Source organism: Flavobacterium sp. YO64, assembly GCF_004119505.1.
In the GTDB taxonomy this organism is placed as follows: Bacteria; Bacteroidota; Bacteroidia; order Flavobacteriales; family Flavobacteriaceae; genus Flavobacterium; species Flavobacterium oncorhynchi.
Genome location: NZ_NRQV01000015.1, coordinates 58,867 through 69,994 on the forward strand (window position 1 = coordinate 58,867; position 11,128 = coordinate 69,994).

Consider the following 11,128-nt stretch of genomic DNA (forward strand, 5'->3'; position numbering starts at 1 on the left):
TTTACAAACACCCTTATAAAATAAAAGTTCCTGATAAAATCAGAAACCTCTATTTTGTAATCGGAAAAAAGTAATGACTTAAAAACTATATCCCAGTGCCAGATTGAATCTTCGTCCGTTCCCTCTAGTATAATTCGCATTGCTTCCGTAAAACTGTGAAGTAGTCGGATAATAGGCCGTATTGAAAATATTCTCAAGACCAAATTTCACTCTAATCTGATTGGTCACTTTATATGCAGAAGCAAGATTCCACAAATTAAAAGATTTAATCGGACCTTCACCAATAGCATAAGCTCCTTTAGCATTTGGCATAAAAACATCTCGATCCCCAACATACATATAGTACAATTCTAGATTTAATTTTTCGTTTCCGAATTTTGCGTAACCAGTCACTTTTACCGGCGGTATACGATTTGACTTTAAATAAATATCGGTCGGACCATAGAAAGTTCCATCAGAATCTTTATCTCCCCTGCCCTGTACATAAGCGTAATTTCCTCCAATAGTAAGCTGTTTATGTACCTGATAATCCAACTGAAACTCATTACCCCATACTCGTTCCGGCAAACGTTCGGCTACCAGCAGTCCGTCAACCTGAATTAAATTGGTTCCAAGTTTTGAAGTACTGTAATAAAATGCCGCACTCAGATTCAGTTTTCCAAGCTGACTGCTAAAGCCTCCTTCGTAATTGTTTACAATTATGGGTTTAGTCTGTAATTTTGACACAGCGTCCTCTGTAGCCGCCGTCAGCACCCTTCCTAAATCAAATATTGAAAAAGCCTGTGAATAACTTACAAAAGGATTAAAGAACTTAAATCTTGAATATCTGATTCCCGTATTGATAACAAAAGCATCATAACTTAGGTCTCCACCTTTAACAGCAATACTTCCAGCGCCACCAGCACCTTTAGCTATGGTATTGTAATCTTCGATGTCAATTTTTATATTCTCGGCACGAACACCGAATTTTACTGTAAAATCATCAAACCACTGTGTTGATAACTGCATATAAGGTGCTAGGTTAACCATATCAATATTCGGCACCCAAACACGGCCGTCTACCAATTTTTGATTTGTTTTATCATTTAGAATATCCACCCCGTAAGTAACATCTCCGTTAATTTTTGAGGATAGAACAAAAGGAGTATTTAAGTATAATCTGAATCCTTTTTTAGTTGATGCAGTCTGAGACTGTCCTCCTCCATAAAAGAATGTTGAATTAGAGAAGACTGTTTCAAAGTCCTGAAAATAAATATTAGCCGTAAGACTTGTATTTCCAAAGATTTCCCTGTTAAAATACTGAATATTGGCATTGTGATTGTATTTTGTACCTTCATCAACACCAGGTCTATTTCCAAGAATCCCAATGGCAGGGCTTACCCCGTATATACCATTTTTAAGAATATAATCGGAGTCTTGATTCGAGCTGAAATAATTATACATTACATCCACCCTCTGTTTATCGGTAAAATCATAGCCTATTTTTGTAAAAACATTATAGGTTTTAGTTTCTCCCAATCCATATTCAGGTGAAATCACTTCACCTTTGGCATCCCTGAAAACACCCGTCCTATCATATGAACCAGCTACAATGTAACTGAACTTATTGATTTTTCCATAAAACTGCTGCACAAACCTGTACCCAACGACACTGTCCCCTTGTACATTTCCAGAAGTTCCCGCCTCGCTGTATCCTCCAAATTTCTTCTGAGTTTTAGGCTTTTTGGTTATATAATTGATTAATCCTCCGTCAGCACCATTTCCATATATCGCAGTAGCACCTTTAATAACCTCAATACGTTCAATAACTGAAGGATCAATTGAACGAATCTCTCTTCCTGCCGATTTTAAAGGCGTTGACTGTGGTATCCCGTCAATAAGAACTAGTGGATTTCTCCCGCGTAAAGTTTGACCGTAATTACCTGTATTATTTGTTGCCGACCCTAACCCCGGAACAGCGTATGCTACGATATTTGCTATATTAGGACTAACAATTGAAAGATCTTCAATTTCTTTTGATGTTATTACCGTTACAGAAGATGGTGTTTTTGATAATGTTTCAATCTTTCTGCTTGCGGAGACAACTATCTCCTTAAGCTCATCACCGTTATCAAGATATTCCATGCTGCCAGGTTCCGTTGTCTTATCCGAAACAGTCAGCTGAAGATTAATTGTAAGGGTTTCTCCTGAATTTACGGCGATTTCTTGTTCTAAAGACTGATATCCCTTAGAAAAAATTTGCAGTACATATATTCCAGCTTTTATCTCACTAAAAAGAAAACTCCCCTCTGAATTTGTTACTGTTGTGTATTTCGATTTTTTTAAATTAACGGTAACTCCTGCCGCTGGAGTACCATCTGAGGTAATAATTTTACCTTTTATTTTCCCCTGATTTTGTTGAGCGGAAACAAGACAGAAAGAAAACAAACAACTAAATATAAACAAAAACTTAGCTATTCTCGCATTAAAATTTTTCATTAGTTTTAGATTGGTTACTACTTTATTGTTTTTATTTAGAACAATTAAAAACAATGCAAATGTAAAGATAAACACCAATTTAACAAGACTTAATCAGATTTCTTCTATGATTTTTCACCTACAAGTATATATAGATCAGACCCTATGAGTCATTTAGCCGCGGCGACAAAGCAAAAAGACTTGTCTATCCGATTCATACAGGCAGCATTTACGGATATCCGACCAAAATTATTGCTTTTATAGTGACACTATCTGCTTTGTTTCTGCCGATTACAGGCTTGCTTATTTGGCTTGGTAAAAAAAGAAAAAACAAATCCTAACACGAACCTCTGGATCTGTTTACATCTATCCTCCCTCCAAAATTCTATTTTCGCCTCTTTTAAGAATAGTTTAAATCCTTACACCGCTACCTTTTTAGAAAAGCACTTAAAACACTAACAAAATCAGCGAATTAAGAAATAATTATATATTCCTGACATACCTATTAAAGCCTTCACAATTAGCTTCTCTTTTTGTAGAAGTGCCTTCCAATATTATAAATATAACCTAATGCGTTTGGTTTATTTTTTGAAATAAGCGTTTTTTGCAAACCCTAAGAAAATTTAAAATGAAAAAAATAGCCCTCTTTATTCTTTTAATTATTTCCTCATTAGCGGTTGCACAAAAAAAAACATCCGTTAAAGAGTCAAACGAAAAGACCGAAAAATACACTTTATACAAAACCCATGCTCATGCTTCTTATTACAACGACAAGTTCAATGGAAAACGAACAGCCAGTGGCAGAAGGTTCAACAACAGCAAATTTACGGCTGCTCATAAAAAGTTTCCATTTGGAACAAAACTAAAAATCACAAACGAAAAAAATAATAAATCAGTTATTGTAGAAGTTATCGATCGAGGACCTTACAGCAAAAGAAGAGAAATTGATCTTACCAAAAAAGCTTTTATGAAAATTGCCTCAAATAAAGGAAGCGGTTCGCTTAAAGTCAAAATTGAAGTTTTAAAAAACTAAACTCCAAACAAATCAATTAGAACAATTTCAGTCTGACTGCCTTGCCGGGCATTAGCAAAAATTTTAAAGGGAAACGTTTATTTTTTGAGTTGATCTCAAAAATCAATTTACAATTCCTGCTTTTTTGCCAAATCAAAAGACGAAACTGTGCAAAATTTCGTTATTCTTTTAAACATACATTAAAAATTAAATCTGTAAAACACGCACCGCACAACGATTAACCAACGTTTATTAAATGTTTACAAAATAGATTTTCAAAAACCATAAATAATTGTATTTTTACGGTTCAAAATTCAGAAAATAAATGGGCAAAATCATTGCGATTGCTAATCAAAAAGGAGGCGTTGGAAAGACAACTACATCAGTAAATCTTGCTGCCTCATTAGGTGTTTTAGAAAAAAAAGTATTACTTATTGATGCTGATCCTCAGGCAAATGCTACATCTGGCCTTGGGATTGATGTTGAAACTGTAGAAATTGGAACTTACCAAATACTTGAACATAGCCACACGCCAAAAGAAACTATCATCCAATGCACAGCACCAAATGTTGACGTGATACCTGCTCACATTGACCTTGTTGCCATCGAAATTGAATTGGTTGACAAGGAAAACAGAGAATACATGCTTAAAAAAGCATTAGAAAGTGTTAAAGAAGAATATGATTATATCATTATCGACTGTGCTCCTTCGCTAGGTTTATTAACCTTGAATGCTCTAACAGCAGCTGATTCTGTAGTAATTCCAATTCAATGTGAATATTTTGCACTTGAAGGATTAGGAAAACTATTGAATACCATAAAAAGTATTCAAAAAATACACAACCCAGATCTTGATATTGAAGGATTATTACTTACCATGTATGATTCAAGATTACGTTTATCAAATCAGGTTGTAGAAGAAGTTCAAAAACACTTTAACGATATGGTTTTTGATACCGTAATTCAGCGAAATGTTAAATTGAGCGAAGCTCCAAGTTTTGGCGAAAGCATCATTAATTATGACGCAACCAGCAAAGGAGCAGTTAATTATATCAACCTTGCTCAAGAAATTATAAAGAAAAACAGTAAATAGTTTTTATGACAAAAGCAATTAAAAAACAAGCCTTAGGAAGAGGATTATCAGCATTATTAAAAGATCCGGAAAACGACATTGTATCAGTAGAAGATAAAAATGCTGATAAGGTTGTTGGAAATATTATTGAGCTTGAACTAAGTGCTATCGAAATAAATCCGTTTCAGCCTAGAAGCAATTTTAACGAAGAATCATTACGCGAGTTAGCCACTTCTATCAAAGAACTTGGTGTAATTCAACCTATTACTGTTCGAAAATTAGATTTCAATAAATACCAATTAATTTCTGGAGAACGTCGTTTACGTGCTTCAACTTTATTAGGTTTAACTCACGTTCCTGCATACATTCGTATTGCAAATGACAATGAGTCTTTAGTAATGGCTTTGGTTGAAAATATTCAACGTCATGACTTAGACCCAATCGAGATTGCACTTTCATACCAGCGTTTAATTGACGAAATTCAATTAACGCAGGAGCAAATGAGCGAACGTGTTGGAAAAAAACGTTCTACAATTGCCAACTATTTACGCCTTTTAAAACTTGATCCAATTATTCAAACTGGAATTAGAGATGGTTTTATCAGCATGGGACACGGACGCGCTATTATAAATATTGAAGACTTAGATGTTCAAACTGATATTTATCAAAAAATCGTAAGTCAGAATTTATCTGTTCGTGAAACTGAAACTTTAGTAAAAAATTATCACGAAAGTTTAAAACCAAAAGCAGAACAAAAACCAAAATCTGATTCTTCATTTATGGTTAGAGAAACTCAAAAAAACTCTTTCAATGATTATTTTGGTTCAAAAGTTGATATAAAAGTCGCAGGTAACGGAAAAGGAAAAATTACAATTCCATTTAGTTCTGAAGCCGACTTTAATCGAATTATAAAATTAATTAACGGATAGTGAATAAGATTGTCCCCATAAGTTTATTGTTCTTTCTCATAGGAACCGTTTCTCTTTTTGCTCAAACAAAAAAAGACACGGTTTTGGTTGTTAAAGACACAAGTAAATTACAAGAAATTGACCCTTTGACACCAGCAAAAGCAGCGTTTTATTCTGCAATTCTACCTGGCTTAGGTCAAGCCTATAATAAAAAATACTGGAAAATACCGTTAGTTTACGGTGCCATAGGAACCAGCTTATACTTTTACATCGATAATAATAAAAAGTACCATGATTATCGTGACGAATACAAACGCAGACTTGAAGGCTACGGACCTGGAACTGGCGGAAAGTACGATTATCTAGATGACAGCAGGCTTATTGCTGGTCAAAAATTCTACCAGCGAAACCGAGATTTATCAGCCCTTTTTGTTGTTGCCTTTTACGCTTTAAACATTATCGATGCCAACGTCGATGCCGCCTTGATTCAATTCAACGTAAACGAAAGACTATCATTACGCCCGGAAATTTATCCTGCCGATGTAACTTTTAAACCAAATGTTGGACTAACTTTTAATTACCACTTTTAACAGTCTTTAAAGGCTTTTAAAACAAAAAATATATAAAATGAAAATTGCACTTTTAGGATACGGAAAAATGGGTAAAGTAATCGAAAGAATTGCTTTAGAAAGAGGTCATGAAATTGTTTTAAAGAAAGATGAATTCAATACTTACGACGGACTTTCAACTGCTGATGTCGCTATCGACTTTAGTGTTCCTACTGCAGCCGTAGATAATATTTCAAACTGCTTTCACGCAAATGTTCCTGTTGTTTCTGGAACAACTGGTTGGCTGGAACACTTTGACGAAATGATCGCTCTCTGCAACGAGAAACAAGGCGGATTTATTTCAAGTTCAAATTTCAGCTTAGGAGTTAATATTTTCTTTGAACTAAATGAATATTTAGCCAAAATAATGTCGCAATTTGATTCATACAAAGTATCGATGGAAGAAATTCATCACACTCAAAAACTAGATGCTCCAAGCGGAACAGCTATTTCTTTAGCAAAAGGCGTTATTGAAAACAGCAATTATGCAAATTGGACTTTAGATGATGCTAAACAAGGCGAAATTCATATTGAAGCGAAAAGAATTGGAGACGTTCCCGGCACTCATACCGTAACATACGACTCAATTGTAGACAGCATCGAACTAAAACATACTGCTCACAACCGCGAAGGTTTTGCTCTAGGTGCAGTAATCGCTGCTGAATGGCTTGCTGGTAAAACAGGAATCTACAGCATGAAAGATGTATTAAATCTAAAATAAAACACACCAAACTTAAGACTTCTACATAAGAACAATCTAAAGTTTAAAACATAAAAACACAAAAACTATGACACTATATTCTTGGTTCGTATTTTTCTTAGCAGTACAAATCATCCACTTTGCGGGAACTTGGAAACTGTATCTGGCAGCTGGTAGAAAAAGCTGGGAAGCTGCAATTCCAGTTTATAACTCGATTGTTTTAATGAAAATAATTGGTCGCCCAACTTGGTGGACATTTTTGCTTTTCATTCCAATTATCAACTTAATTATGTTTCCTGTTGTTTGGGTTGAAACTTTAAGAACTTTTGGCAAAAAATCTACATTAGATACTATACTAGGTCTATTTACTCTTGGTTTTTATATTTATTATGTAAACTATACTCAAAAATTAGAGTATAATGCAGATAGAAAACTGACACCTGATAATAAAACAGCCGATACAATCAGTTCATTACTTTTTGCGGTTATTGTTGCAACCTTAGTACACACTTACGTTGTTCAGCCTTATACAATTCCTACATCATCTCTTGAAAAATCCCTTTTAATTGGTGACTTCCTATTTGTAAGTAAAATAAATTACGGCCCTAGAGTACCAATGACAACAATTGCATTGCCAATGGTACACGATTCTATTCCGTTAACGAAAAGAAAATCATACTTAAGCTGGCCTCAATTACCTTATTTTAGACTGCCTGCTCTAGAAAAAATCAAACGTACAGACATTGTAGTTTTCAACTGGCCTGTTGATACCGTACATTATTTTTACGAACCAAAAGGAAGACCAGGCGTTATTAAACCTATCGACAAAAGATCAAATTATGTAAAAAGATGTGTTGGTATTCCTGGAGACAGCTTATCAATAAAAGATGGTTTTGTTTACATTAACGGAAAAAAATTAGTTTTACCAGAGCGAGCTAAACCACAATATTCTTACGCTGTAGCTTTAGACGGAAAAACAAGTATTGATTTTGAATCATTACTTAAAGAATTAGACATTACAGATCCAGCAGGTTTTAGAAGCGAAAAAAGAGACACTCTTTATTTTGGTTCATTAACCGAAGCAAGCGCTGAACGTATAAAAAACACTCCGGGTGTTACCGCAGTAGTACGAAAAATCGAGACAAGAACAAACAATGCTGTGTTCCCACATATCAATAAATGGAATGAAGACAACTACGGTCCGATTTATATTCCAGAAGCCGGAAAAACAGTTGCATTAACAAATGAATCTTTACCATTCTACAAAGACATCATTACCAATTACGAAGGAAACACTTTAGAATTAAAAAATTCTCAGTTTTTTATTAATGGGAAACAAACTAATACTTACACCTTCAAACAAAATTATTACTGGATGATGGGAGACAATCGCCATAACTCTGAAGACAGCCGTTTTTGGGGTTACGTTCCAGAAAATCATATTGTTGGAAAACCAGTTTTTATTTGGATGAGCTGGGATACAAACGGAAAAGGCATCAACAAAATACGTTGGAACCGTGTATTCACAACTGTTGATGGTGAAGGACAGCCACAATCTTACTTCAAATATTTCTTAATTGTTCTTGGTCTTTACTTCGTTGGAGAATTCTTCTGGAGAAAAAGAAAAGAAAACAAAGCATAAAAAAACGTCAATTCGTTGAACTGGTAAATCGTTTAATTGTTTCTCAAAAAGAACGATTAAACGATTTACCGATTAAACAAAAACCACAATGAACTCTTTATTACTTCCTACTTATTTTCCATCAATCAGCCACTTTGCTGTTATGGCACAATCTGAGAATGTAACTTTTGAAATGGAAGATAATTTTCAAAAGCAGACTAATAGAAACCGCACATATATCTATAGTCCAAACGGAATTCAATTATTAAACATTCCTGTTAAACATTCTAAATCTGCACATCAGAAAACAAAGGATGTTTTGATCGAAAATGAATTTGACTGGCAGAAACAGCACTTTAAATCACTGGAAGCAGCATATAGAAGCTCGCCTTTCTTCGAATTTTTTGAAGATGACATTACTCCTATTTTCGAGAAAAAACACACTTTTTTAATGGATTTAAATATGGAAGTTTTAGACATTACCACAAAATGTCTAAGAATGAAATTAGAATTCGGCAAAACAACTGAATACTTTCATGAGATAGAAAATATTTCTGATTTCAGATATTTAGCAAATGGAAAAAAAGATCAAAATTCATTCGAAAAATACACTCAGGTTTTTGATGACAAACATGGTTTTATCAACAATTTAAGTGTTTTAGATTTACTTTTTAATGAAGGGAAATTTGCGATGGATTATTTAAAAACACAGAAACTATTATAATATTCTTCCGAATTTTTGCCAAGTAACGGCGAACAGCTAAAGCAATTTAAAAAATTCAAGAATATCAATTTTATTCCATTGAAAGTCTAGCCATTATAGGATAATGGTCTGAATTTTCGAAGTCAGGAAAGCTTTCAAAATTCTTTACTTTCATTTTACTATCTGTAAAAATATAATCGATTCGTGCTGGGTAATATCTAAATTTATAAGTTGCTCCAAAACCTTCACCTGCTTCTTCAAAAGCATCTTTGAGCTTTCCTTTAATATTTCGGTAAACGTACGAAAACGGGCTGTTATTCATGTCTCCGCAAATAATAATTGGATTTTTACATTGTTTAATATTTTCCTTAAAAATCTCCGCTTGCTCCTGCTGCTGCGTAAATCCCTTACTGATTCGAGCATAAATACGCTGTGATTTTTTCTGATTTACATTATCTATATCATCTGAAATTTCGTTAACATCAGGCGAAATTTTAATTGACTGCAGGTGCATATTATAAACCCGAATAACATCTTTTCCGCGTTTTATATCTGCGTAAATTGCATTATTATCCGATTTAGGGAAGATAATATTCCCTTCGTTGATTATAGGAAATTTCGAAAAAATGGCTTGACCTGTTTTGATCTTTTTCCCATCTATAAAAATATAGCGGTGCGGATACACTTTTAAATCAAGATGAGCTGAATTAGAATACTCTTGAATACACAAAATATCAGGATCTTTTTCGTCAATAAAAGCTTTAATATTTGAAGGAATATCATCGCGATCTAACCATTTAAAAACATTAAAAAGACGAACATTATAACTCATTACCGAGAAATCTTTTTCGTTTTTAACATACTCTTTCGCCGAAAACTTGTAGAATTTACTAATAAACGTTATCCCGGTTAACAAAACCAAACCAGACAAAATAAGGCGCTTTTTAAACTGAATTGCCCAGTAAACGAAGAAGAATCCGTTCATCACAAAAAAAGCCGGCATAAACAGTGTAAGCACCGATAAAAGAGGAAAACTTTTAGGTGCTAGAAAAGGTAAAATATAGATGCTGAATGTAAGTACAGTTAACACTATATTCAAAAAGAACATTACTTTATTAAACCACGAAAGGTTTTTCATATTTTTTGGCTGAAAGGATTATTTCCCTGCTTTAAATAAAAACTCTTTTTCTTCTTTAGTCAAACAATCATAACCAGATTGACTGATTTTATCTAAAATCTCATCAATTTGCTGCTGTGTTTTATCTTTAGTAACAATTCGTGAAGTTACTTTTTCTGTCGGTTTTTTATAATTTTTATGAACTTTTGTAAATGGCGTTGTTGGAGATTTTCTAAATAAATTAGCAAAAAAGTCTAATATTTTAGAAACAATTTTACTTAAATCAGTTCCTTGCTGCAACAGTTTAATAAAGATAAAACCAAAAACAGCTCCCGCTAAATGCGAAATATGTCCGCCCATATTATCTAAGCGAAACTGCATTAAATCTAAAATTAAAATTACCCCCGTAATATGCCACAACTTTACATTGCCAATCAGCATCAAACGAATGTTCATTAAAGGCTGATACGTTGTAACAGCTGCCAAAATGGCCATAATTGCAGCCGAAGCTCCAACAATAGAACCAGCAATATTTGAAAAATAAAAACTAAGCGCAAAAACTACTCCCGAGAAAATAGCGCTTAAAATATACAACCCTAAATATTGTTTTTGACTAAAAAAAGTAAGGAACAAGTTACTCGCAAAGTTTAAAATCATCATATTAAACAACAAATGCAAAAAAGAGGAATGAAAAAATGCATACGTTAAAAAAGTCCAAGGTTTGAACAAAAAAACATTTGGATCTGACGACAATGCTAACCAATTAGGATAAGCAAAACCTCCACCAGAATATTGATAGAAAAAAATTAAAGAAATAAGAAAGCAGGCAATATTCCAATAAATTACTCGCATTGCGATTCCACCTAATTTGTATTGGAGTTTTAAATCGTCAAGAATATTCATAAAGTCTTCTTTTGGTTTCTAAAATTA

11 protein-coding genes are annotated in these 11,128 nt (G+C 33.7%); 8 read left to right on the forward strand and 3 right to left on the reverse strand.

What is annotated here, in order from left to right; all coding sequences use genetic code 11:
• Nucleotides 1–78: 78 nt before the first annotated feature.
• Nucleotides 79–2,478, reverse strand: a complete 2,400-nt coding sequence (locus BOW57_RS12465; protein ID WP_129054661.1) for a TonB-dependent receptor — start codon at nucleotides 2,476–2,478, stop codon at nucleotides 79–81.
• A gap of 134 nt (nucleotides 2,479–2,612) precedes the next feature.
• Here BOW57_RS12465 and BOW57_RS21055 point away from each other — a divergent pair, with 134 nt between their 5' ends.
• The 8 genes from BOW57_RS21055 to BOW57_RS12505 all read left to right on the forward strand — a co-directional run bounded on the left by BOW57_RS21055 (nucleotide 2,613) and on the right by BOW57_RS12505 (nucleotide 9,102).
• Nucleotides 2,613–2,798: a PepSY domain-containing protein gene (locus BOW57_RS21055; protein WP_129054754.1), complete on the forward strand. Its 186-nt coding sequence runs from the start codon at nucleotides 2,613–2,615 to the stop codon at nucleotides 2,796–2,798.
• Between the two features lie 287 nt (nucleotides 2,799–3,085).
• The gene (locus BOW57_RS12475; protein WP_129054663.1) at nucleotides 3,086–3,490 is read left to right on the forward strand and encodes a septal ring lytic transglycosylase RlpA family protein; all 405 of its coding nucleotides are present in this window, start codon (nucleotides 3,086–3,088) and stop codon (nucleotides 3,488–3,490) included.
• Nucleotides 3,491–3,794: 304 nt separating this feature from the next.
• The gene (locus BOW57_RS12480; protein WP_089055893.1) at nucleotides 3,795–4,562 is read left to right on the forward strand and encodes a ParA family protein; all 768 of its coding nucleotides are present in this window, start codon (nucleotides 3,795–3,797) and stop codon (nucleotides 4,560–4,562) included.
• Between the two features lie 5 nt (nucleotides 4,563–4,567).
• On the forward strand, nucleotides 4,568–5,470 hold the full coding sequence (locus BOW57_RS12485) for a ParB/RepB/Spo0J family partition protein (protein WP_089055892.1): 903 nt from the start codon (nucleotides 4,568–4,570) through the stop codon (nucleotides 5,468–5,470).
• A complete protein-coding gene (locus BOW57_RS12490; protein WP_089055891.1) occupies nucleotides 5,470–6,039 on the forward strand; it encodes a DUF5683 domain-containing protein in 570 nt (189 codons plus the stop codon). Before BOW57_RS12485 ends, BOW57_RS12490 begins: the two co-directional genes overlap by 1 nt.
• Nucleotides 6,040–6,076: 37 nt before the next feature.
• Nucleotides 6,077–6,778: a 4-hydroxy-tetrahydrodipicolinate reductase gene (gene dapB / locus BOW57_RS12495; protein ID WP_129054665.1), complete on the forward strand. Its 702-nt coding sequence runs from the start codon at nucleotides 6,077–6,079 to the stop codon at nucleotides 6,776–6,778.
• A gap of 67 nt (nucleotides 6,779–6,845) precedes the next feature.
• The gene (gene lepB, locus BOW57_RS12500) at nucleotides 6,846–8,399 is read left to right on the forward strand and encodes a signal peptidase I (protein ID WP_129054667.1); all 1,554 of its coding nucleotides are present in this window, start codon (nucleotides 6,846–6,848) and stop codon (nucleotides 8,397–8,399) included.
• An 88-nt stretch (nucleotides 8,400–8,487) separates the two neighbouring features.
• Entirely contained in the window at nucleotides 8,488–9,102 is a 615-nt protein-coding gene (locus BOW57_RS12505) for a WbqC family protein (RefSeq protein WP_129054669.1), read from the forward strand.
• Nucleotides 9,103–9,172: 70 nt separating this feature from the next.
• Here the strand turns inward: BOW57_RS12505 and BOW57_RS12510 are convergent, their stop codons facing one another.
• The gene (locus BOW57_RS12510; RefSeq protein WP_164973704.1) at nucleotides 9,173–10,219 is read right to left on the reverse strand and encodes an endonuclease/exonuclease/phosphatase family protein; all 1,047 of its coding nucleotides are present in this window, start codon (nucleotides 10,217–10,219) and stop codon (nucleotides 9,173–9,175) included.
• A gap of 18 nt (nucleotides 10,220–10,237) precedes the next feature.
• Nucleotides 10,238–11,101: a rhomboid family intramembrane serine protease gene (locus tag BOW57_RS12515; RefSeq protein ID WP_129054671.1), complete on the reverse strand. Its 864-nt coding sequence runs from the start codon at nucleotides 11,099–11,101 to the stop codon at nucleotides 10,238–10,240.
• Between the last annotated feature and the right edge of the window lie 27 nt (nucleotides 11,102–11,128).